We start from the raw sequence: 23592 nt of genomic DNA, 5'->3' as shown, positions 1-23592 counted from the left end.
AAACTGTATAAAAAGTTTCAGGTTCAGCATAAGGGACTGCCCGCAAAAAAGACTTGTTTCTTCTTTGAAATAATGCTATATTAATTAAGCGATGAGCTAATTGCATAAGACGACAGACACGCTCGTTTGGGCAATGCACTATGTGGAGTGCAGTCGTGTCGCCGCAATACGTAGAAAAAGACGCCTCTCTGAGGCGTCTTTTTTATTGGCTTTTTTTAATAGATTTTTGTTTATGAATTTTGACCGTTGTTTTCACGCCCCAGGCACGCATCGAACCCGCGGGGAGGAATGCGTGCCTCCTTGGCTTCGCCTGCGGTGTCTCACACTTCCCTCTCCTCCCGCAGGACATTGAATAAGCTTCCTCGATTGAACATCGCACGAAGAAAATGCGTCAGCATTTTCAAGGATCAAGTGCCCACAGCGAAGATCAACTCAGCAAATTAAATAAGTTATGAAAAAGCAAAAAACTTTACGAAAACAGCTTCTTTATTTAATTAAAGTTGTAAGATATGAGCCGGCTGCAGCTGATTGCAGCCTGGCTGCTACATATGGCGGCAAGGCGTTTTTATGAGTCTCAGCCGGCATGCCAAGCCACAAAATATGTCCGTCAATTAAGAGGAACGGGAACGGGAGGCATATTGCTGATATCTCATCAGGAGAAATGAAAGGGACAGCATGCTCTGCAAGCAAGATCAGTTTCGTTTTTGGACTCCTGTTGGAAACTGCCTGCCCCCACTCTTCTCCCAATCCATGCCCATTAGGCAGAGAGATAATAATCTCCTTTCTTGCTTTAGAAATATCCTCAAACACTTTCTCCAATTTTTTTGCATGCATCCATTGAAGGCGAGGATGCTGATTTTTAATCCACCTGCCAATCTGATCAGGATGAATGGCCTGTCCATTGTGTGCTTGATGATCTGCCAGCTTCCGCCATGTTTTATTCCTGAATACTTTGCTTTGTATAAATTGCATATCGCAAATGTGAATGAACTTCCCCTTGGTTCTTGTTATGGCAACATTCAAAAGCCTTTCGCTATCTTTCCCAATCAGCAGCATTCCAGCTCTGTCATGGGGAGCGGCATCGGCAGAGTCAAAAATCATGACATCCCGTTCACTTCCCTGAAAACGGTGAACAGTCGCAGCAATAATATCAGCGGAAGCTCTTTCTTCTTCATATATTTCGCAGAGAAGCTGTTCCATTAATAATGCCTGTGCGCGATAAGGAGTAACATATCCTATCGACCGGCTTCCTCCTATGTAAGCTTCATGTATCAGCTGAAATCCAAGCAATAGATTCCAAAGGTTGATTCTTGAATTTGAGCTGCCATCTTTTATGCCAAATTCACCTGATCCATTGGTATTGATCAGGATTGAGGCATTGCCGGGAAAAGGTGTGCAGGCTGTGATAGGCGCTCTGGCGGCCAATACATCGGGGTGGTCACCTACGAGTGAATGATAAATATGTTTATTGGAAAAAGCGGATATGTCCGGGTGCATACGGCGCTGTTCTTTTAACAGAAAAAGGTGAGGATGCAAGTGTCCATCCTTGACTGCATCTGACACGCCTGAGTGGTGAAAGATATCCTCTCTCAGCCATTTTTCCGACAGCTTATGTTTTGAGGCAGCAATAGGAGGAAGCTGTTTAAAATCCCCGCAGATGATTACCCTTTTTCCAAGCGAAGCTGCAAAGGCAGCCTGGGGAACATAAGCCATGCTGGCTTCATCGATGATGACCAAATCAAAATTTTTCTCATAAATTGCAGGGTCACTTGCTGCTTTTGCAAGTGTTGTTCCAATAATAGAAGCGTTTTTTACAAACTCTATTTCTTTTTGCCTGATTTTTTCAAGCACTCCGGACAGCTTCTTTTCAATTACAATTAGCTGATCGGAATCTCTTTGGCTGAACGATCGTGATAAATCCTGTTTAAGCAGGCGGCGGTCCTCCACTAGAGCCGCTTTTTGCTCAGAGAGATTAGAGTGCTGCTTGTTTAAAAGAAATTCGGCTGTCAATGAATGATGATTGATCAATGCCGGACCGATTTGTGACCCGTAACGAAGCAGGTCACCATCAGCAATTGTTCTTTTGCCTGATGCAAAGGCTGAAATCTCTGCCATAAGGACATCTATTGCTTGATTGGAGTGGGCCAGAATGAGAACATTTTGCCCTTTAAAATATTTATTGGCGGCCACACGTGCAAGTGTGTAGGTTTTTCCCGTGCCTGGCGGTCCCCAGACATATGTCACTGGATTATATTTGGAACGCAATATCAGTTCATGGGTACTGCTCTTTACTTTATCAGCAGGGTGCTTGGGAGACATGGAAGGATCCATCAATTTTTTTATTCTGGCCCTCTTTCTTTTACTGTCTTTTATGTCCTCTAAGCGCTGAAAAAGCTGATCCAATAGTTCCCATGGGTCATGATGCAAAAAGGCCTCCGATAAATCGCTGCCAATATCCTCTTTTAATGCCAAAATGACATTATTTCCTTCCGCAGAAAGAATTCTTCCTTCCACCCTCTTACTTCCCCAGTCTATTTTTATGGAAGATCCAGTTGGTATTTTAAGGGCTGAAGGGGTATCGAAAAAATACGTATAGGCATCTGATTTTGAAAGAAGCCGCCCATTTAGAATTAACCAGCGGGAGCTTCCGTATTTTTTTAAGTGTAAGATCTCTGCCTGAATGGCTTTTTGCCAATCCCTTATAAGCCCAAGTGTTGAAGTCATTTTTTATCGTCCTTTGTTCACTAAGATATTCAATTAGACTAATATATCATTTACCTGCCAATACGCAAAAGAAAAGATGAAAACTTAAAGATTGCCGATATCTCAGGTTAATTCTCCAGAAGTATGAGATAATGTATAAATAACACTTAATCGAATTAACGAAAGAGGGATCAGTGTGAAGCGCAGAAATAAATTTGAACAAAATGATGTTGTGATTCTGGTTGATACAGGAGAAAAAGTGACAATCAACAAAACATGCTATGTGGCAAAAATGAAGAAATACACGTATACAATTAAAGAAAATCCGAAAATGTTTTATTTCGAAGAAGAAATGAAGGAAATATTTTAAGAATTGACTATAGAATAGTAAAATTTTTATCCGCAAAGGCCCAGTTTTGCGGAAAACGCAAGCTCAATTGCCAGTATGTCATCCCTAATAGATTATACTGGTCAATTAACTTATATTTTTCAGTAATGCTGCGGATATCTTCAAACCAGACCACATGCTCTTCTGCTCCATTCCAGTATCTGAACCATGGGGATGCTGCATATCCATCGAATTGAATTATCGCTCCTCTGCTTAATGCTAAATTTTGAATGGCTTGCATGGATAATGAGCGGGTTCGATTATCCGCTGTTCTCCAGTCATAGCCATATAACGGCAAGGCAATTTGCAGTTTTTTCGGGTCAATCTGGGTGATCGAATATTTAATAACCTCCTCGACCCACCATAGTGGAGCGACGGGATTGGGAGGACCTGTGGGATAACCGTAATCCATGGTCATGACTGCAACTATGTCTGCTCCTTCTCCAATGGCTTTATAATCATATGCCCCTATTATCCGATTTGTTGGGATATCTTCCGTCTTAGCATGTACATTAACATGAAGAACTTTTGATCCTAATGCATTTTTCAATTCTTTAATGAAAGAATTGAAATCCTGGCGCCTTTGCGGCGGGATAAATTCAAAATCCAGACTGATGCCTCCATATCCTTTTTGAGTGACAAAATTCATCAGGCTTAAGATTAAGTTCCTTCTATAAACTGGTCTTTCAAGTACCCCTCCAATTAATTCAGCATTAAAATCCCCTTCTGCAAGGTTTCGGATCATCAGCAGCGGAATGACATTCAAACGCCTGCTTTCTGCCAATATGGCTGTATCATCAAGCTCTATATAAGCATACCCTTCCTTTGTCAGCGAGTATGAGGATATGGCAATGTAGGTTAAATGCTTTGCAGTTTCCCTGAAAGCAGGTAAAAAGGTTTCAGGAGCATATGGGACTATAAAACCCAGCGTCCTCATAACTAATTTACTTGCTGATGGGATGTTTAATTTCTGGCAGATATACAGCCCTTCTGGACTGATCCCCGGGTTTGCTGACAGAATGGCACTAATGGATGTCTGGAAACGCTGGGAAATGGTCCATAGTGTGTCTCCCTGCTTTACTAAGTAAGACCTGATAAAAGGTCCATCTTCCGGAATATATAGAGCTAAACCAGGGATAATGCCAGGTCCATTTTCAAGCCCATTTGCCGTTATTAAGCTCATGATCGGAATATTAAACTTTTGTGAAATGCTCCAAAGACTATCGCCTGCCTGAACGATGTGAATTCCCATAAAGCACCTCTTTTCACTTGCTTTTAAGTTAGTTTATGGGTGTGGCAAGCCTGAATAGTACTAACTGAAAAATAAGGCATTATTAGAGCGCTTTCTATAATATCGGGGATTGTTTCGGTGCTGCTGATGGATGGAAGGATGCTTGCAATTCGCATTACTCAAAAAAACAAGTGGCTCCAAGAATTCTTGATAGCCACTTTCTGATGCTTCTATAAATTACAGATAATCTGATTCATGCCCTCCCAGTGAATCCATGTGGCTTGCAATCATAGCAATGATCGTGCTTGCCTCTTCTTTACTGAAGATAAAGTGATCTTCATCCTTGATCATTTCCTCATCATCTGTCCAAATGCGATTGACCCTGCGCAGGACGCCATCACCTGTTTCCTGGACCACTCCAAACTGATAGGATACCTCCACTTCATCTTCCTTGAAAAAGGCGGTCACTTCAGGAGTTTCCCACTCTACATCTACTTCTTCAAAGATATCTCCTTCGCCGCCGAAGTCATATTCATCAGCGATGATAAAATCTTCGTCTTCTGATGCATAAATTTCTTCATTATCTTCAAATTCGAATTCATCGTCATCTGCGCCATTCATGTAGTCATGAAGGCTTTCGTGGACGGTATCAATGATGTCTTCAATATCAAAAAGCATTGTTTTAGATGTATGGCCAAGTTCGAAGTCAAAGTCTTCTACATAGAATTCTTCATTATGCGGATCAAAGAAAAGTGTGCAAAAGTACTCTCGGTCATTATCATCGGTTTCAATGAAAAATTCCATTCTGGGATGCTTGGCACCCCGGTCAACCGACATATGGCCAATCTGATCATATTTGCTGCAAATGGATTCAAGATGGTCCTGCAACTCACCGCTTACCCTGTCAAACCATTCTAGTGACATACTGCATCCCTTCCTCTCAAGGTTTTTCTCAAATCTATTGTTCCCACTTGCCTTTTTTTCAAGTATGGGATAATTAGCCAATAGAATTGGACGCGGGATGTCACTAAAATAGGCACCCGATACAAGTCGGGTGCCTGAGATAAAGTGAAACTTCAATCAGTGGGGAGCTTTATCCCCCGCTGATTGTTAGTTGAACCAATCGGGCCTTTACGGGCAGTTTGACCCCCACTATCCTCCTCTGATTCCGCTGAGTCTCAAAGTGGGGGTCTTACAGCCCGTTTGACTGCGATAAAGTGAAACTTCAATCAGTGGGGGTTTTCCTTATCCCCCACTGATTGTTAGTTGAGGCCCACAGGAAGTGGGTCACAAAGACGATGCCACAGGACGTGGCGTTCTTAGTCTTTGTTCGTTTTTTGGGCCTTTACGGGCAGTTTGCCCCCCGCTTATCCTTCTTTGATTCCTCTGAGTCTTGAAGTGGGGGTCTTACTGCCCGTTAGACTGCGATAAAATTAAACCTGCAGTCCGTAGTTTCGGCAAAGGGCTGCCAAACCACCTGAGAATCCGCTGCCAATGGCATTGAATTTCCAGTCGTTTCCATGACGGTATAACTCACAGAAAACTACGGCTGTTTCGATCGAAAAATCTTCTCCAAGATCAAAGCGAAGCAGCTCCTGATTATTGGATTCATCCACTAATCTTACGAATGCATTGGAAACCTGGCCGAAATTTTGCTGCCTTAATTCTGCATCATGAATCGTAACCGTTATGCCAATGCGATGGACGTGTGAAGGTATTTTAGTAAAATCAACAACAAGCTGCTCATCATCACCGTCCCCTTCACCAGTACGGTTGTCTCCTGTGTGAATAACTGCCCCGCTTGGATGCTGGAGATTATTGTAGAAAATAAAATCATGATCATTCGCACATTTACTGTTTTCATCAGCCAAAAATGCTGATGCGTCAAGGTCGAAGTCATGGCCGCCGCTATATTTGTTTGTGTCCCAGCCCAGGCCGATTATGGCTTTAGTCAGACCGGGATTTGTTTTAGTAAGATCAATTCTTTGACCTTTTGATAATTGAATACCCAAGATACTCACTCCTTCATAAAACAAATCCATTTTTCATGACAGATCACCTGTGTGCAGGTTCTTCCTAAAGAGAAAGCCAGGAAAAGCTGCTGCTCTACCTGGCAAAAATAGAACTTAACCTACCTGCAAGCCGAAGTCTGTTGCAATGCGGGCAAGTCCGCCCTGGTAGCCTGATCCGACAGCAGAGAATTTCCATTCTCCATTGTGACGGTATAATTCACCTACAACAATGGCAGTTTCAATCGAGAAATCTTCGCCCAGATCGTAACGGATTAATTCTTCATTTGTTTCTTCATTGACGATTCGAACAAATGCATTTGAAACCTGTCCAAAGTTCTGGCCGCGTCCTTCGCCATCATGGATAGTAATAACGAAAGAAATCTTCTCAATGGCGGCAGGAACAGCGCTAAGATTAACTTTGACTTGCTCGTCATCGCCATCTCCCTCACCTGTTCTGTTATCTCCTGTATGTACGACTGAGCCATTGCCGCCTTCAAGCTGGTTGTAGAAAATAAAATCTTTATCTGATGCACATTTGCCATTGGCATCTAATAAGAAAACACTGGCATCAAGGTCAAAATCCAAGCCGCCATCATATTTATTCGTATCCCATCCAAGTCCTACTATTACTTTAGACAATCCGGGATTCGTTTTTGTTAAATCAATTTTTTGCCCTTTCGATAAAGAAATACCCACGTTCATCCATCCTTTCAGGTTCAAAAATTTTTAACAGCTTCGCTGAAATACGCAGCTGTCAACTATGTACACCTTTAGTGTAAACGTTTCAAAAGAAATCGTAAACCGATTTGCTATTGAGCTGGGAAAAAAGTTCTATATTATCTCAACAGTTTGATGGATAATTCTGTTCCTTCCTTTTTTACCCGTTATTCTTTATAATATCTTGTTGGGCAGCTGGGTACAGAAAGGGGGATCTCACATGGCTGAACTAAAGCAGCTGGTTTTCTTTGATTTTGAAATGCTATGCAGCAAAAGTGGCATGCTGTTTGAAGATATGGAGGCCATTCGTCTTGGTGCGGTAAAAGTGGATGTTGAATCAGGCAAGGTAACTGGATTTGACAGGTTCATCCGTCCGCAGCAGAACTCACCATTAAGTACTTTCTGCAAAGAATTGACTGGGATATCTGACTCTGATTTAGAGAAAGCGGATGACTTTCCTCAAGTGTTTAAGGATTTTCTCTTTTGGGTCGGCGGAGTTAAAAAAGCCAGATTCTTCTCCTGGTCGTCCAGTGATATCCTAAGACTGAAAGCAGATGCTTTGAGGCATAATCTTCCCCAGGCTACTATTGAAAAAATTACTAAAAGATATGTTGATTTTCAGGCTGTTTTCACAAAAAGAGCTTCCCGTACGGCAGCTTCTGTTGAAAAAGCGTTGTCCTTCTATGAACTTTCTTTTATCGGCGAACCCCATCATCCCATGTATGATGCTTATAATACACTGCGGATATATGAGTCATTTGAAGAGCATTTGGTAAAGACCGATTTAATTATGGTGCAGCAATTTATCTTTCAGGAAGCTGAACTCCCTCGTGTAGAAAGGCTCAGTCAGGAAATTAAGTATATATTCCAAAAAGACCTGGTGGAATTCTACTCCAATTTGAATGATGCCTTTCGTATGAAAGATGCCTGGAAATTAATTAAAAAAACAAAAAAGCTTGTTGAGAAATATGAGAATATCCTGCTGAGCCGTTCAGGCATTTTTGATAAAGAATTGATTACCGGAGTAGAAGAATTACTCAATTTTCATAAGGAACTTCAAACCGCTTACAGGGAACATTGTTCGTACACATCAAAAATTATGATTCTGCATGAGCAAATGGTTGAACCGCTGCAGAAAATATGCGTATAACATGGAGGTGACATAACTGTTGCCTCTTTTTTTATGTGGTTTTAAGATCGTTTAGCTTGGTATTCTTAAGATTTTCAGAGATAATAACAATACTAAAAATGAGGAGATGATACGTTTGGATAGAGTGCAGATGGCAGAAGATCTGTCGTTTTCAAGAATCGTCCATGGCCTTTGGAGACTGGCAGACTGGAAATTGTCAGATGAAGAGTTAATCACATTAATAGAACAGTGTTTTGAACTGGGCATAACGACATTTGATCACGCTGATATTTATGGAAGCTATACGTGCGAAAGCCTGTTTGGAAGGGCACTGGAGAAAAAGCCGGAGCTCCGCGGAAAAATGGAAATTGTTACGAAATGCGGGATTGTCCTCGAGTCACCAAACCGGTCCGAGCATAAATCACATCATTACAATACCGGAAAAAAACATATTATCGCTTCTGTTGAGAAATCATTGCAAAATTTGAAAACAGATTACATAGATACCCTGCTCATTCATCGTCCTGATCCTTTTATGGATCCTGGAGAAGTTGCTGATGCATTTTCAGCATTAAAATCCGCGGGCAAGGTTAGGCATTTTGGGGTTTCGAATTTTAAAAGCCATCAGTTCACGATGCTTCAGTCCTTCCTTGAAATGGACCTGATTACCAATCAAATTGAGCTGTCTGCCTTTCATCTCGAGAATTTTGAGGATGGCACATTAAATTTGTGCATGGAAAAAAGAATTGCTCCGATGGCCTGGTCCCCCTTGGCCGGCGGAAAGATCTTCAGCAGCACCGAAGAAAAACCTGCGCGCCTTAGAACTGCATTGCTTAAAGTCGCAGAAGAAATCGGGGCGAATGATATTGATGAGGTTTTATTTGCATGGCTCTTAACCCATCCTGCCCGAATCATGCCAATCACCGGGTCCGGCAGGATCGAAAGAATTGAAGGTGCTGTCCGTGCATTATCTTATAAACTTAACCGGGATCAGTGGTTTGAGATTTATCAAACTTCCCTGGGGCATGATGTCCCTTAATAAAGAAAACAGCCCAATTCATAAATTGGGCTGTTTTTTTACATATTATTGAAAAACACTTTTAAAAGCAGGAGGAGATAATTCCACCTCTTCAAAAACTTTAGTCATGGAATTGATATATTCCTCTTTAAATGGCTCTGCTTCCGCCATATCTTCAGATCCTGCTTTTTTAGCATAGTATTGGGATAAGCTATCAACCGCAGCTTCAATATCCTTAGTATAGTCTGTTAATTCCTCCGGCACTGACACGGCTTTTGCGTCCTTTTCGAATGCTGCAGCTGCTTCAGCTGGATCCTGACCTTCAGCAGTTAAGCTGGCATCTGTGTTACGGATTACTTTTGTCACTTCTCCCTGATAGTTCAGCAGAGCCGAACGCACTTCTTTGGATTCATCAGCAGACTCTGCCGTTTCAGCTGCCGCCTCTTCCTTTTCTTCCCCTTTAGAAGCTTCTTCGTTTGAGCATGCTCCCAGCATGAGTGTCAGTGCAGCTGCTGAAAGCAAGAAAGGTAATCTCTTCATGCTTTTGTCCTCTCCTTCTTTTTGTTCAGAGGTAGTTTTGGTTGACTCCCTATGTAGTCAGATTGATGACATCACTGCCAATTAACTGACAATTAATAATTTACCTATTTTTTGAATTTTTTGCAACACTTTTTATTGCGATTTTCGAAATTTTTTAATAAATAGATCAATTAAGCTACGCTTAACAGAAAAATGGTTAGGCTTTTATAGGACAGTGCCCATCCCTCACACAAAGATCTGGCATAGGCTATAAAAAAGGTGAAAACTGAGGAGTGTTCCTATGGCACAAAAATCAAATGAGGATGCTAATCCTAAGCTTTATTTAAGCCATTCAGACACTATTTCGAATCAGGGTACTTACCGTCTCAACTTTCTCCAGGAAGTAATAAAAGAGCAGCAGACCGTTAATACCCGCTTGTCTGAAACTTATGAAGAGATGAAGACTCAGCTTGAGGATTCGTTTTTTGATATGAGGAAGCTTGTAAAAAGTGCTGCCGGCAAACAAAGTAACCATATTGGGCATTTGACAGCTAAGATTGAAAAGCAGGATGCTTTTTTGGCGGGTTTTCTGGAAATGATGCATGAGCGTGAAAAGGAGAATAATTTATTGAATAAAAGGCTGTCTGCCTTGGAGGGAGTAAATAAGGATATTCTGGAAATTCTTGAAAATGAAGAACCGGTAAATCAGAAGATACTTGAACAAGTTTCCTTTCAGGAAGCGGCAACACAGGCACTTTCCCGTAAATTTGATAAATTCGAGGCATTTTCTGAAGAGGCCGCATCAAATTTTAAAGCACAGGAAGAAATGAAAGCAGAATTATGCAAAAAGCTTGATGTCCAGGAAGTATTCCACAATACAGTAATGGAGCGGTTAGACCAGCAGTTCGCATCATTATCGGAGGAAGCTGAGAAAAAGTTTAAGACACAGGAGCAATTGAAAGAAGAATTAAGCAAGAAGCTTCGTGAACAGGAACAGGCCAGTAAGTCGATAATGGAACGCTTACACCGCCAGGAGGCAATCACCGAAAAAATCAGCAGGCAATTGGATCATTTAAAATCAATAGTTTACGAGCGTGCCTCCCACCTAACTGAACGCTTCGAGAAAAGCTTAAAACAGCTGGCAAAACCAGTCCACAGTTTCTTTGTCAACCAGGAGGAAAAAGCAAGGGATGGCAAGAATAAAGAGTAAAAGAAAGAAGGCACCTGGAGAAGTGCCTTCTTTTCTAGTTTTAATCTAAAATAGTAACTTTAACTGTTTTTCTGCCAAAATTGATGGCATCTTCCTGAGATGGCATAAAGATATCAATCTTGTTGCCTTGAATGGCTCCGCCAGTGTCTCCTGCGACAGCTTCACCATATCCTTCAACATGGACTTTAGTTCCCAGCGGAATAACATTAGGATCTACTGAGATTACTTTTTGATCTGGATTCTCTTTTAAATTGATTCCGGTTGCTGTAATTCCTGAGCAGCCTTCACAATTAGCTGTGTAGGCTGTTGCTTCCATATTCAGCACTTTTTGAGTTGCTTCATCATTTGCATTTTCCTCAGGTTTTTCAGAAGCAGGCTCGGCAGCTGGTTTGGATTCCGCTGCAGGCTTGGCAGGCTCAGATGCAGGCTTTGATTCCGCTGCAGGATTAGCCGGTTCCGGATTAGACTCTGCGACTGGCTTTGCTTCTGAAGCCGGCTGTGATTTTTCAGCTGGCTGTGTTTGTTTTACTGCAGGCTGTTCAGATTTTTTCTCTGAAGCAGCTGCTGTTTTTGCAGGCTGTTCGGACTTTGCCGGAGCAGCCTGAACTGGAACAGCTGCAGCATTAACAGCTTTGGCATCCGGATAAAGAATTAATTCATCGTCCGGACGAATTAAATCAGAACTCAAGCTGTTCCATTCTTTGATTGCCTCAGCTGTGACACTATGCTCTCTTGCTATATCCCATAAAGTATCGCCTTTTGATACTATGTATTTCTTTTCAGGGTATACATTAAGTACATCATCCGGGTGGATGATATGCGAAGACAGCCCGTTCCATTCTTTAATCATGTCAACTGGTGTATTATATGACTGGGAAAAATCCCACAAAGTATCGCCTTTTTTTACTGTCACTTCTTCAGCTTGTACATTCGCACCTGCTGTTCCGGTAATTGCGGCAGCTGCTACAAAAGTTAAAATTGATTTTTTCATATGTTAGAACCTCCCGTATAGCTCGTTTTTAGCTAACGGGGATAATAATAACATGGAATCTTTACTAAAAAAGAACAAACAGATAATAATCCCGTTACGGATATAACAGCCTCATAACAAACATATTTCAAAGTCAGGTGCCGTTTTAGACTGAAAGTGGTGCTTTTCCTGTTATCATGGGATTCGATCCAATGTTTTTATAATCTGTCCATTTATTGGCAATATCTATTTTTAAACAGGAGAGGAATTAATTTCTAATGAAAAAGCCAATCCGATTAGGATTGGCTAGGCAGATTTCGCAGGCAAAACAATATTGAATGTCGTACCTTTATTTAATTCACTCTCGATAAATACTTTGCCATTATGGCTTTCAATAATTTTAAAGCTGACCATCAAGCCTAAACCATTCCCATTTTTCTTGGTTGTAAAAAATGGTTCTCCGATATTTTTCAGTTTTTCCTGTGGTATTCCGACACCTGTATCCTGTATCGCTATCTGCACCTGGTTATTTATGATAGTTGCTCTGACTGTAATATCTCCTCCATCAGGCATCGCTTCAATTCCATTTTTGATAAAATTAAGGAAAACCTGTTTAAGGCGGTTTTCGTCACATTCAATCTGGATGATATCCCGTTCATATTCGAAACGAATTTTCACTTCCCGTTTCCGGGCTTCGAATTCCAGAAAAGAGATGACATTCTTTATAATAGGTATGATATCTCTTTCTTCCAGTTCAGCGGCTTTTGGCTTAGCAAGAACCATAAAATCTTCTACTATATGATTTACCCGGTCAATTTCATCTAAAATGATGCTTAAGTATTCCTGTCTCTCTTCATTCGTTTCATCCAGCTGAAGGAACTCTGTATATCCTTTCATTGTTGTCAGCGGATTGCGGATTTCATGGGCAACCCCTGCAGCAAGCTGGCCCACTGCTGCCAGTTTATCCTGCCGATGCAGCACTTCCTCTGTTTTTTTCCTCTCGGTAATATCGTTTCTTATGGCTAAGTATTGATAAGGTTTTCCGTTCGCATTCATGAACGGCACGATTGTTGTATGGACCCAGTAATAAGACCCATCCTTTGCTTTATTTCGTATTTCCCCTCTCCATACTTCACCAGAGCCAATTGTTTTCCATAAGTTCTTAAAAAAATCTTTTGAATGCAGATTTGAATTTAATAACGAATGGTTATGTCCTATCAGCTCTTCCCTGCTGTACTGGGAAATTTCACAAAACCTCTCATTTACATTGGTTATAATCCCTTTTTCATCAGTGAACGCAATAATGGAAGACTGATCAAGAGCAAATTTAATATCGTTAACCTCTTTCAAGGAATTTTTGAGGTTGGCTTCAGCAGTTTTCAAGGCAGATATATCTGTCCGGATGGAAACATACTGATACGGTTTATTCTTTTTGCTGAGGAAGGGTACAATTGTTGTCTCGACCCAATAAAAGCTTCCGTCCTTTGCTTTATTTCTTATTTCTCCCTTCCATATTTCCCCCGACCCAATCGTTTTCCATAGTTGGTGGAAAAACTCTGGCGGATGATATCCTGAATTTAAAATATTATGATTTTTGCCCAGCAGTTCATATTCTTCATATTTGGAAATCTCAACAAATTTATCATTCACATACGTAATAATCCCCTTTGGGTCAGTAATAGCCACAATAGATGATTCATCAAGTGCAGCCTGAATATCGTGTAAGTTAGTGTCGCTTGCTTCCAGCCGCTTGCTCATTAGGGTGCTTGAAGCAATGAGGCCGCTAAGGATTAGAATCGCTGCAAATAATACCAGGAAAATCAGAAAAGTCCCCGGCGAGTCTCCCTCCCTGCTAATCTCCCCATTTGGATAGAATGAGGACGATCGGATGAGCAGAAAATACCCCTCTACAACGGCTCCGGCAATAATGAGTGCGCTTAAAGGCTTTATCCATATATGTCTTGAATAGGAAAGGCTTTTTGAGTAAAAGAGCATCCAAAGTGAAAATAAAAAAGAAGCAAAAATAATCAGGGTGGAAATGAGAAATACAATGGAGCCAAATTGGACATTCATCCCGATAGCATACATTCCTGTTACATGGATGGATAGGACTGCCATCGTTAAAAAGAAGCTGCCCGCAAGAAGATTGCCTTTCTTCAGCTGTCGTCCGATTACTGCACTAAATGCCATTCCGGTAAAGGAGATGCCAAAAATCATGGACAATAAGGTAAGAGGAATATTGTAGCTTCCGGAAGCATTTATGTTGATCGCGACCATGCCAATGAAGTTCATGATCCATATGCCGATTCCAAGTGAAAAAGTTCCGCCTAAGAACAAGAACCTCTGATTGCTTTCAGATGATTTTATTAAAGTAAATAAATCTAATGCTGTATAGGAAGCCATAATGGTCAGTATAACGGCCGCAAATATTAATATCGGATTAAAAGATACAATTATCTCAGTCATCGCAGGCTTTAAGCCCCCTCATTTTTACTTTATTCAATATGATTGTAATGGAATCATTCATGCCATGGAAGAGGCGGGGAGAAATAAAGTCTGAAGCTCATTAAAACTGACAAGCTTAAGAGCGGAGTTTAACCCTCTTTTATGCCTGAAAAAATAATAAATTAAATTTTTAAAAAATTTAATCAAAACACTTCACATTAAAATAAATTTGGTATATACTGTACTACAACAGAAGAAAACAAAATAAACTGTATTATAAAAAGGAGGAAATAGTAATGATTAAAAGTCCGGTTGAATTCTTCAGAACGCTTCCCAAAAAGGTATGTCCCGAGTGTGGCCAAACAGTAAAGGAACAGGCTGAATCATACTTAATGGAATGTGATCGCTGTCTGTCAAAGAAAATGGAATAGCACAATCAGCGGAAGGCTTCCTGGTCCTTCCGCTTTTTATTTTCTAATAGAGCGTATTTAGGCTGTTACATAACAATAAGATTTGAAATATTTGAAAAGTCTATAAATTCATCGATTCTTCCTGTATAATTGTTCCATAATCTCTTTGTTTAGAGAATCGAAATAGGAGGGATCATTACATGGTTCAAACAGCTATTACCCGATTAAAACGTCATGAGGTACCGAAAGAGCGTACATGGAAAGTGGAGGATTTATTTGCATTGGAGGAAGATTGGCAGCAAGAGATGAGGAGTATTGAAGAGGATCTTGCTGTTTTTGAGCAATACAAAGGAAAACTCCATGAAGGTCCGCACGCTTTGCTTGGCTGCCTTTCCGCTCAGGAAAAGCTTTCTATCCGTCTAGTCCAGGCCGGCACATATGCAAGCTTGCGCCAGTCCGAGGATGGCACTAATCCGGACAATCAGGCAAACTCATCACTAATGGCCTCTTTACGGGCAAAAGCAGCATCCGCTCTATCGTTTATTGATTCTGAGTTATTGTCTCTGCCTGAGGGTTTAATTGAAAAATACATAATGGAAGAAAGCGGCCTCGAACCGTTCAAAAACGGGCTGTCAGAACTGCTGGAAACAAAGAGGCACAGACTTTCTCCGGAAACGGAAGAAGCACTGGCTGCATTGGGAGAAGTATTTGGTGCTCCCTATAATATCTACCAGGCTGGAAAACTTGCTGACATGCCATTTGCCTCATTTAAAGACAGTCAAGGAAACGAATTGCCAAACTCTTTTGCTCTTTACGAGGATCGTTATGAGTTTTCGCCGGATACCACCATCAGACGGAATGCCTATGCCTCGTTTACAGATTCATTGGAAAACTACAAGAATACATTTGCTTCTGCATATTCTGCGGAGGTAAAAAAGCAGGTTGCGCTCTCGAAACTGAGAAAATACAGCTCAGTCACACAAATGCTTCTCGATTCCCAGCATGTAACAGAGGAAATGTACAACAATCAGCTGGACATTATCCAAAAGGAACTTGCTCCCCATATGCGCAGATACGCTCAGCTGAAGAAAAAAGTCCTGGGATTGGATAAAATTCTTTTTTGTGACCTGAAGGCCCCTATTGATCCGGAATTCAATCCGGAAACAACATTTGAAAAAGCATCGGAAGTCATACTGGAAGCTCTCAAGATAATGGGCCCGGAATATACCGATATAATGAAGAAAGGCCTGTCAGAACGGTGGGTTGATTTAGCTGATAACGTCGGAAAATCCACAGGCGCTTTTTGTGCAAGTCCGTACGGTTCCCATCCTTTCATCCTGATTACATGGACAGACACGATGCGCGGTGCTTTTGTTCTCGCTCATGAGCTTGGGCATGCGGGTCATTTTTATTTGGCCAATAAATATCAGCGTATCATGAATACCCGCCCTTCAACCTATTTTGTCGAAGCACCCTCTACACTAAACGAAATGCTGCTTGGCCAGCATTTATTGGCTGGTACTGAAGATAAAAGAATGAAGCGCTGGGTTATTCTTCAAATGCTTGGAACTTACTATCACAACTTTGTTACACATCTTCTTGAAGGAGAATACCAGCGCAGAGTATATCGTCTGGCTGAACAGGGTGTTCCGTTAACGGCGAAAACACTCTCAGCTCAAAAATTAGACACACTTGCTGAATTCTGGAGAGATTCGGTTGAATTGGATGATAAGGCCGCTTTAACCTGGATGAGACAGCCTCACTATTACATGGGACTTTACCCATATACCTATTCAGCCGGTTTGACTGCTTCCACTGCTATGGCACAAAGCATTCAGGAGGAAGGCCAGCCTGCTGTCGACCGCTGGCTTGATGTCCTTAAAGCCGGAGGAACGAAAAAACCGCTTGAACTGCTTAGGAGTGCCGGCATTGATATGTCTAAACCGGATCCGATCCGCAAAGCAGTAAGCTATGTTGGATCATTGGTGGACGAATTGGAAAACAGCTATGTGTAACAAGAACCCCCTCCGATTTAAGGAGGGGGATTCTTGTGTTTCCTCTGATTGTTTTAAAGTGTTCTGACAGGTATATTAAGCGGTTGCAAGCTATTCGTTTTTTCTATAAAAACAAAGCTGTCATACCTTAGAGAAATTTTAGTGGGAACATAATTACCATACTGTTCATATTCAGGATTATATACAACTCCGATGGCCCGATGTCCAATAGTATTTGTGAATAGATCTCTGTTTTCATCGTTGAACAGCAATACTTTATCTCCGGGTCCAGCCATTTGAAGGGCATCCTCCCAGCTTCCCGCCTGTGCGGGCGGCACCTCCATAACCTGCATTTCACTCCCCCATTGTTCGGCGGCTATAACGGTACCTGAGTAAGTGCCAAAGCCTAATGCGAAAACTTGATCTTCTCCGTATTTTTCGCGGAGGATTTGCCCAACATTCACAAGCCCCTCTTCTTTCATATCGGTTGCTCTTGCATCTCCAATATGTGTGTTGTGTTCCCAAACGATAACCTTTGCACTTTTTCCGTAAAACTCCGATATTTCCTCCAGTGCACTTACCATGTGATGGTCCCTGATATTCCAATCATCAGGACCGCCTTTTACCATCGCCCGATAATAGTTTTCTGCATTCAGGGCAACAAGGCTGTTTATCAAAAGGTTCAGTGATTCCTCTTCAAAGTTATTGGTTTCCTCCCACTTGTTTTTTATTCTTAGCAAAAGGTCGGCAACCTCCTTATCGCAGGCGTCTCCATAAAATTCAGCAGCCACTGCATAATTTTCCGGTTTCCGGTGGAATGGCTCAAAGCAGGAAAATGCTTTTTTAGCAGCTTCCAGCTCGGCTGCTCCCTTTGATTCCAGAAGTTTTATTATCACATCCATAGACTCCCATAAGCTATATATGTCGATGCCATAGAAACCCGCCATTTGGCTTTGCTCTTTAATGTGCTGATTATAATCATGAATCCAGGTAATCAGCTGTTTTATTTCTTCATTCGCCCACATCCATGTCGGCCACCGGTTAAAATCCTTCAGTGCTTCAAGGGGGTTCATAGGCGCATACCCTTTTACATACCTGTTAACTGTAAAGCAGGAAGGCCAGTCCCCTTCCACAGCGATACAATTGAACCCTTTCCGTTCAATGAGCTTCTTGGATATTTCCGCTCTTATAGAATAAAATTCTGATGTTCCATGTGAAGCTTCTCCCAATAAAACAAATTTCGCTTTCCCGGCAGCTTCAATAATGCGGTCAAACCAAGATGGATCGCTGAGACAGCCTGCTTCCGATTGAATAGCTGTAGTCAGTCTTTTAGTTGCATTCATTTTTATCACCTCAATTTAGCCTTATAGCTAACTTTCCCATTTGAATTAGGATTATATGGCTGAATATTAGATCACTGCGGAGAGAAAACTTTAAAGAAAGCCGCTCGAATATATATCAGAAGGTTAGTGAATCATGAAAGAAATGGATGAAAAATACCTGACATCTGCACCGAAAGAAATGATGGTTACCATTGAAAATGACGGCAAATTTCCAAATCTGAAAAATGCGGTCGGGGATTCTGTTGATGAACATGAAAAGCTGGAAACGGCAAATGCTATTCTGGGCGCAAAAGAAATCGGCCAGCAAAATGAAAACCTATAAATGGGGAGTGAATCTCATGGAAACAATAGATCCTAAAAAAGTAAAATCGGGAGATGAGGTATATGTCATTTTCCATAATCCTCACACTCCAAGTGTAGCAAACGTAAGGCCTGCTGAAATTGTTCCGCATCCAAAAGATCCTAATGCAGTAGCCCTCTTTCTTAATGAGTCATTTCATTTAATAGAAGAAGATGATGCACTGTTTTCTTCTGAAAAGGATGCAGAAGAGGCTTTTCAGGAATTATATGGAGAGTACTGACACAAATAAAGAAAGACTGTAAGGAATCAGTCTTTCTTTATTTGCTGATTATAAAATTTGCGGTAATTCCCTCATTTCGGCAGTTGTTTCATCACCGCATAATGGACATTTTAAATCTGAAGAGGCAAAATCTTTTCTCATCCAGCCATTGCAGCTATTACAGGAATACACCTCTGTGTCGAGCATTACAACCTCTGGCTTATCATCTTGGCCTTTTTTATTGAAAAAAATTGGAATCGCCCCCTTTTTTTCTTAGTATGGACAAGAAACGGGAAAATTATTGAAAATGATAAAAACAAATTGGAAGAGGAGGCTATTTAATGGTCCGCCAACAGAAGAAGAAAAACCTTACTATCGCAGGAACAGATATTGATGAGGTAAAAAGGCTTAATAGCCAATCCGGATTATCCTATAACGAAGTAAAAAGAATGCTGGCAGAAAATTATTTAAAGAAATGAAGTTTTCATTGGGTTAGATCATGAAAAAGGCTGTCCGCTTGTTTATCATGATGTAACCCTTGTTAAGGGCCAAAAATAAGCATGCTTTTGAGGAGAATAGTGTAAAATTGGCTCGTTCGTAAAGTACTTGTCAGGTAAAAATGATGCCATTGTATTTTCGTATATCGAACATGAAGCTTCATGCAGCTGCCATTTTGTATGATGGATATCCCCGCGAAAAACTTCTTCACCTTTTGTTACCCATAGACAATATCTCTCAGTCAGCCATTCATCAAGTGACCCTGCCTGTGCATTAAATGGGCTGGAAGCTGGCTCATATTGGACTTTGAATTGTACGCTCTCTTTATTTTCGTTTTTTCTCCTGCTTTCATAATTAATGAGTCCTTCTGTTTTATCAACTTTCATTTCGGCATTCATATAGGGCAGGAAATATAGCATTCTGGCTCCTGTAACCGCTAAAAAATTATCGGCATCCAGGCTGAAAAAATACACACCTTTCTTGCCCCCATACTCTACATAAGTTCTTACATTCAGCTCATTCATTGATTTCATCATTGGCAATGCCGGCAAGCCGCGGACTCTCATTCTGCTGATCCAGAAAGGTACTATTCCGATCCAGGCTTCGCCCTTAAATGTATCCAGAGTTAACTGAGAAGGAATATGCTTCTCCATTATTTCTGCCGGTACCGGCCAATGTGCAAACAGAACATCATTCCATATTTGCTCCATCACCCAGGGTTTATCAGGCAGCGGAAAAGGTCTGTGCCCTGTTATCTGTAATTCTTCCTTCATGCTTTTACCGCCCTTCAGCATTTTTATTAACGATTATTCCTTCAAAATGCCGGCAGTAAACTTAGTAACGATAAATGAAGTTCAGATAGTCTATAGTTCTAAGCTTTAGCATTGCTCTGTATTATTAATAGAGGTGATGGTCCATGAATAAGCGTCTATCAGTACCTTATTTGAAAACACTCAGTCTGACACCGGAAAACCAGGAGTCTCCCATTCATTTTCTGAAGAATTGGAAAACGCCGCAGGATTATTTCTATCTAAGGAATCATTTTGCATACCCGCAAATTCATACCCGAAATTTAGTATTGTCGATTGCCGGCAATGTTCATAAACCGATGGAAATATCATTTAATGAACTTATCCGCTTTCCATTCAAAGAAATTCTGGTCCCTCTGGAATGCTCCGGCAATAACAGAGCAAATTTCAAACCAAAGGTTTTTGGTGAGCAGTGGGAAGAAGGGGCAGTCAGTCAGGGGAAATGGAAAGGAGTACCTTTGAAAGAGCTGCTGGATAAAGCGGGACTATTGGCTGGAAGTAAAGAAGCTGTGTTTGCGGGAATGGATTTCGGTGAACGCAAAGATTTCAAAGAATCCTTTTACTTTGCAAGAAGCCTGCCGATTGAAAAGGCACTCCATGAAGATACGATCGTAGCATATGAATATAACGGCAAGCCCATACCTTATATGCATGGTTATCCTTTTCGGCTAATTGTCCCTCAATGGTATGCAATGGCCTCCGTTAAGTGGCTTAGAAATATATTTATTATCAAGCATGAATTTAATGGCCCATTTCAAACAAAAGATTACGTTTATTATCCTTATGATGATAGCGATTTAGATAAAAAGCCTGTTACAGCCATAAATGTTAACAGCACAATCCAGCACCCATTGGATCATTCCATTGTTAATGAGGGGTTACATGCTATAAAAGGTATTGCCTGGACTGGAACTGGTACAATTAATGAAGTCGCAATAAGCTTTGATCATGGGGATACTTGGAGAAAAGCGTCGCTTAAATACAGAGGAAACGAAAAATACTCCTGGGTAAAGTGGCATTTTAATTGGGAGGTAAAAAAGGGCGAATATACCATTCTTGTGCGGGCAACAGATACAGAGGGCAATATTCAGCCAATAAAGCCTTACTGGAACAGGAAAGGATACGGATATAATGCTGTGCAAAAAATAAAAATTCAAGTGGTATAACCCGTTTTTCCATGCAAAATCCCCAAAGTGCAAAAAGAGAAGATGTTTTTAATACATCCTCTCTTTCTAGTTCCATTCAATTAGCAGTGCTAATTAATTTTCTTCATCTGTCCTCTTGCCTGCTTCCGGTTCTCCAGGTGTCTGATTGCCTGTTGTAGCCTGATAGCCCACCCTATAGGAAGAAGTCCTCTTTTTTCGGAGAACTTCCGGCATTTTATATTGGCTCAGGTCTTCTTGAGCATCTCTCGGCGCCATTGAAATGCCTCCTTTCTATCCGTTATTCATCATACCCTTTACGGGGGATGGAAATATCCACGCCAACTACATCCTCAATAACGGCATCCGCCTGTCCTTCCATATAGGTATCACTTACCTGCTCATGCGTTGTTGCGAGTCCTGAAGAAAGCTGATCATTTCTTTTATAATCCTCAGTTTCATAATATCTGCCAGCAATATTCGTGCCTTCATTATTATCTTTTTTATTCATGCAGAATCCCTCCTTATAAATAAGAACTATCCTTATTTTGGACATTAAACCGATTATCATACGATTCAAATTAAACTCTATGTGTGAAAACAAAAAATCTGCCCTGATTAAGGCAGATTTTAAGCAGTTTACATGTTCATTTATCCTTTAATATCCCCAGCCTACGCAAGCAGCACCAACAATGATTAGAAGTATAAACAGGACAACGATTAAAGCAAAACCGCCGCCATATCCTGCACCTGCACCCATTCTAACACCTCCTGACGTCTAGTGACAGTGTATGAACATGATGTTTGTCCCGAATGGGCAGTTGTAACGGAGCAATAAAATAAAATTAAATTAAATCAAATCAAAGATACTTTTACTTCAACGGAGCATGAGGTAATGATTTAGAAAGAAAAATCGCCGAAAATGTGAACAAAAATAGGAGATTAATCACCTAAGTTAATTTGGTAAGAAAAAAACTCTTTACTGCAAACGGATTCATGTTAAAATGGACATGTAATCAAGTTAGATGTCTGACGTCTATTCACAAACCTCTTTTATCAGAGGTCTATATTTTTGACGTTTCGTAAAAACGTTTTCATTCTACTAAATTCAACAAATGAGGTGTCAACATGAGTTTTATCTGGGGTATATTTGGGATTGTGACCGTATTGGGAATAGCTTTCCTTCTTTCATCCAATCGTAAAGCGATCAATTTACGCACAATTCTTGGCGGTCTAGCCATTCAGTTTGCCTTTGCCTTTGCCGTGCTAAAATGGGATCTTGGGAAAAAGGCACTGGAAAAATTAACTTTTGCAGTAAATGACATTGTAAGTTACGCCAATGAAGGAGTTAATTTCCTCTTTGGAGGATTATTTCAAGAAGGTTCAGGTGTTGGATTTGTATTTGCATTCCAGGTCCTGACAGTTGTTATCTTCTTCTCTTCCCTAATCTCCGTTCTATATTATACAGGGATCATGCAATTCATTATTAAAGTGATTGGCGGAGGCCTTTCTAAGCTGCTCGGAACCAGCAAGGCAGAATCGATTTCTGCTGCTGCCAATATTTTTGTCGGACAGACAGAGGCACCTCTTATCGTCCGCCCTTTCATCAGCAAAATGACAAAGTCGGAATTATTCGCTGTCATGACCGGCGGTTTGGCTTCCGTGGCAGGTTCAGTTCTGATTGGTTATTCACTGCTTGGTGTTCCACTGGAATACCTGCTTGCAGCAAGTTTTATGGCAGCTCCTGCCGGCCTTGTCATGGCTAAAATGATGCTGCCTGAAACTGAGAAATCTGAAACAACTGATGATATTACCATTGAAAAAGATACACAATCTGTCAATATCGTAGATGCTGCGGCCCGGGGAGCGAGCGATGGTTTAATGCTTGCCTTGAACATTGGTGCCATGCTTCTTGCTTTTATCGCATTAGTTGCTTTAATCAATGGAATCATCGGTTTTGCAGGCGGACTTTTTGGGCTGGAAAACTTAACACTTGAAATGATTCTTGGCTTTATTTTTGCCCCTCTTGCATTTGCAGTAGGAGTCCCTTGGGCTGAGGCTGTACAGGCTGGCGGCTACATCGGCCAAAAGCTTGTGTTGAATGAATTCGTTGCCTACTCAGCGTTTGCTCCTGAAATCAGCAGCCTGTCTCCTAAGACTGTTGCAGTTGTAAGCTTTGCGCTTTGCGGATTTGCGAACATTTCGTCTATGGCCATCCTCCTGGGCGGCCTCGGCAATCTGGCACCTGACCGCAGGAATGATATAGCCAAGCTTGGCATTCGTGCAGTAATAGCTGGAGCTCTTGCCTCTCTTTTAAGTGCAGCGATTGCAGGAATGTTAATTTAATAGTCTGATAGCATACTGGATCACCGGTATGCTATTTTTTTTGATGTGAGGCGAGAATTGTCGAACATTATCTGAAAATTATTTTAATTCAGAGTTGATTTTATATTTTTATTAATGTTAAAGTATTGATGTAAGCGTTACCAATAGT

The 23592-nt window shown here is 41.1% G+C and carries 25 protein-coding genes; 11 read left to right on the top strand and 14 right to left on the bottom strand.

All coding sequences use genetic code 11. The features are described 5' to 3' along the window. Window positions 1-486 precede the first annotated feature (486 nt). The gene (locus AC3WTL_RS05500) at window positions 487-2724 is read right to left on the bottom strand and encodes a DEAD/DEAH box helicase (RefSeq protein WP_492369180.1); all 2238 of its coding nucleotides are present in this window, start codon (window positions 2722-2724) and stop codon (window positions 487-489) included. A gap of 175 nt (window positions 2725-2899) precedes the next feature. Between AC3WTL_RS05500 and AC3WTL_RS05495 the strand changes: the two genes are divergently transcribed. Next, window positions 2900-3073: a hypothetical protein gene (locus AC3WTL_RS05495; RefSeq protein WP_197087680.1), complete on the top strand. Its 174-nt coding sequence runs from the start codon at window positions 2900-2902 to the stop codon at window positions 3071-3073. A gap of 7 nt (window positions 3074-3080) precedes the next feature. On the opposite strand, the gene AC3WTL_RS05490 is transcribed toward AC3WTL_RS05495, so the two are convergent. The 4 genes from AC3WTL_RS05490 to AC3WTL_RS05475 form a co-directional block, all read right to left on the bottom strand. Next, window positions 3081-4343 (bottom strand): glycoside hydrolase family 18 protein, encoded by a 1263-nt coding sequence (locus AC3WTL_RS05490; RefSeq protein WP_492369179.1) that lies wholly within the window; start codon window positions 4341-4343, stop codon window positions 3081-3083. Window positions 4344-4559: 216 nt separating this feature from the next. Continuing rightward, window positions 4560-5246 carry a hypothetical protein gene (locus AC3WTL_RS05485; protein ID WP_222501040.1) on the bottom strand — a complete coding sequence of 229 codons (687 nt, stop codon included), beginning with the start codon at window positions 5244-5246 and terminating at the stop codon, window positions 4560-4562. 509 nt (window positions 5247-5755) lie between these two features. Next, window positions 5756-6334, bottom strand: coding sequence for a TerD family protein (locus tag AC3WTL_RS05480; RefSeq protein ID WP_035330803.1), 579 nt, complete (start codon window positions 6332-6334; stop codon window positions 5756-5758). A gap of 114 nt (window positions 6335-6448) precedes the next feature. Then, complete coding sequence (locus tag AC3WTL_RS05475) at window positions 6449-7030, bottom strand: TerD family protein (RefSeq protein WP_048010026.1); 582 nt, start codon at window positions 7028-7030, stop codon at window positions 6449-6451. A gap of 241 nt (window positions 7031-7271) precedes the next feature. On the opposite strand from AC3WTL_RS05475, the gene AC3WTL_RS05470 reads away from it, so the two are divergent. Beyond that, on the top strand, window positions 7272-8201 hold the full coding sequence (locus AC3WTL_RS05470) for a 3'-5' exonuclease (RefSeq protein WP_163145056.1): 930 nt from the start codon (window positions 7272-7274) through the stop codon (window positions 8199-8201). Window positions 8202-8316: 115 nt separating this feature from the next. Continuing rightward, window positions 8317-9219: an aldo/keto reductase gene (locus AC3WTL_RS05465; RefSeq protein ID WP_222501038.1), complete on the top strand. Its 903-nt coding sequence runs from the start codon at window positions 8317-8319 to the stop codon at window positions 9217-9219. Window positions 9220-9264: 45 nt separating this feature from the next. On the opposite strand, the gene AC3WTL_RS05460 is transcribed toward AC3WTL_RS05465, so the two are convergent. Beyond that, window positions 9265-9738 (bottom strand): hypothetical protein, encoded by a 474-nt coding sequence (locus tag AC3WTL_RS05460; protein ID WP_492369178.1) that lies wholly within the window; start codon window positions 9736-9738, stop codon window positions 9265-9267. A gap of 280 nt (window positions 9739-10018) precedes the next feature. Here AC3WTL_RS05460 and AC3WTL_RS05455 point away from each other — a divergent pair, with 280 nt between their 5' ends. Then, window positions 10019-10927 (top strand): coiled-coil domain-containing protein, encoded by a 909-nt coding sequence (locus tag AC3WTL_RS05455; RefSeq protein WP_248347263.1) that lies wholly within the window; start codon window positions 10019-10021, stop codon window positions 10925-10927. A gap of 40 nt (window positions 10928-10967) precedes the next feature. Here the strand turns inward: AC3WTL_RS05455 and AC3WTL_RS05450 are convergent, their stop codons facing one another. Beyond that, window positions 10968-11918, bottom strand: coding sequence for a 3D domain-containing protein (locus AC3WTL_RS05450; protein ID WP_492369177.1), 951 nt, complete (start codon window positions 11916-11918; stop codon window positions 10968-10970). A 285-nt stretch (window positions 11919-12203) separates the two neighbouring features. After that, a complete protein-coding gene (locus AC3WTL_RS05445) occupies window positions 12204-14363 on the bottom strand; it encodes a PAS domain S-box protein (protein ID WP_492369176.1) in 2160 nt (719 codons plus the stop codon). A gap of 275 nt (window positions 14364-14638) precedes the next feature. Here AC3WTL_RS05445 and yhfH point away from each other — a divergent pair, with 275 nt between their 5' ends. Continuing rightward, the gene (gene yhfH / locus AC3WTL_RS05440; protein ID WP_009334590.1) at window positions 14639-14773 is read left to right on the top strand and encodes a protein YhfH; all 135 of its coding nucleotides are present in this window, start codon (window positions 14639-14641) and stop codon (window positions 14771-14773) included. A 179-nt stretch (window positions 14774-14952) separates the two neighbouring features. After that, the gene (gene pepF, locus AC3WTL_RS05435) at window positions 14953-16767 is read left to right on the top strand and encodes an oligoendopeptidase F (protein ID WP_492369175.1); all 1815 of its coding nucleotides are present in this window, start codon (window positions 14953-14955) and stop codon (window positions 16765-16767) included. A 53-nt stretch (window positions 16768-16820) separates the two neighbouring features. On the opposite strand, the gene AC3WTL_RS05430 is transcribed toward pepF, so the two are convergent. Further along, window positions 16821-18089, bottom strand: coding sequence for an erythromycin esterase family protein (locus tag AC3WTL_RS05430; protein ID WP_492369174.1), 1269 nt, complete (start codon window positions 18087-18089; stop codon window positions 16821-16823). Window positions 18090-18222: 133 nt separating this feature from the next. Between AC3WTL_RS05430 and AC3WTL_RS05425 the strand changes: the two genes are divergently transcribed. Further along, window positions 18223-18411: a hypothetical protein gene (locus AC3WTL_RS05425; RefSeq protein ID WP_492369173.1), complete on the top strand. Its 189-nt coding sequence runs from the start codon at window positions 18223-18225 to the stop codon at window positions 18409-18411. Between the two features lie 16 nt (window positions 18412-18427). Further along, window positions 18428-18670, top strand: coding sequence for a transcriptional regulator SplA domain-containing protein (locus tag AC3WTL_RS05420; RefSeq protein WP_248347278.1), 243 nt, complete (start codon window positions 18428-18430; stop codon window positions 18668-18670). A gap of 48 nt (window positions 18671-18718) precedes the next feature. On the opposite strand, the gene AC3WTL_RS05415 is transcribed toward AC3WTL_RS05420, so the two are convergent. After that, window positions 18719-18901: a cold-inducible protein YdjO-related protein gene (locus AC3WTL_RS05415; RefSeq protein WP_026041562.1), complete on the bottom strand. Its 183-nt coding sequence runs from the start codon at window positions 18899-18901 to the stop codon at window positions 18719-18721. 89 nt (window positions 18902-18990) lie between these two features. On the opposite strand from AC3WTL_RS05415, the gene AC3WTL_RS05410 reads away from it, so the two are divergent. Next, on the top strand, window positions 18991-19128 hold the full coding sequence (locus AC3WTL_RS05410; protein WP_197087778.1) for a hypothetical protein: 138 nt from the start codon (window positions 18991-18993) through the stop codon (window positions 19126-19128). Between the two features lie 45 nt (window positions 19129-19173). Here the strand turns inward: AC3WTL_RS05410 and AC3WTL_RS05405 are convergent, their stop codons facing one another. Beyond that, complete coding sequence (locus AC3WTL_RS05405) at window positions 19174-19920, bottom strand: YqjF family protein (RefSeq protein WP_248347281.1); 747 nt, start codon at window positions 19918-19920, stop codon at window positions 19174-19176. Window positions 19921-20063: 143 nt separating this feature from the next. Between AC3WTL_RS05405 and AC3WTL_RS05400 the strand changes: the two genes are divergently transcribed. Then, entirely contained in the window at window positions 20064-21122 is a 1059-nt protein-coding gene (locus AC3WTL_RS05400) for a sulfite oxidase (RefSeq protein ID WP_492369172.1), read from the top strand. 93 nt (window positions 21123-21215) lie between these two features. On the opposite strand, the gene AC3WTL_RS05395 is transcribed toward AC3WTL_RS05400, so the two are convergent. From AC3WTL_RS05395 to AC3WTL_RS05385, 3 genes are all read right to left on the bottom strand, one after another. After that, the gene (locus tag AC3WTL_RS05395) at window positions 21216-21377 is read right to left on the bottom strand and encodes a hypothetical protein (protein WP_197207007.1); all 162 of its coding nucleotides are present in this window, start codon (window positions 21375-21377) and stop codon (window positions 21216-21218) included. Between the two features lie 22 nt (window positions 21378-21399). Beyond that, window positions 21400-21609 carry a YozQ family protein gene (locus AC3WTL_RS05390; protein ID WP_048011637.1) on the bottom strand — a complete coding sequence of 70 codons (210 nt, stop codon included), beginning with the start codon at window positions 21607-21609 and terminating at the stop codon, window positions 21400-21402. A 147-nt stretch (window positions 21610-21756) separates the two neighbouring features. Then, window positions 21757-21858 carry a YjcZ family sporulation protein gene (locus AC3WTL_RS05385; RefSeq protein WP_082139040.1) on the bottom strand — a complete coding sequence of 34 codons (102 nt, stop codon included), beginning with the start codon at window positions 21856-21858 and terminating at the stop codon, window positions 21757-21759. 368 nt (window positions 21859-22226) lie between these two features. Between AC3WTL_RS05385 and AC3WTL_RS05380 the strand changes: the two genes are divergently transcribed. Beyond that, entirely contained in the window at window positions 22227-23444 is a 1218-nt protein-coding gene (locus AC3WTL_RS05380) for a NupC/NupG family nucleoside CNT transporter (protein WP_492369171.1), read from the top strand. Window positions 23445-23592: the final 148 nt, after the last annotated feature.

It is taken from the genome of Cytobacillus sp. EB106-05-05-XG126 (assembly GCF_058791715.1).
Note: the sequence above shows the minus strand (reverse complement) of the source record. Positions and strands in the feature narration are given on the sequence as shown.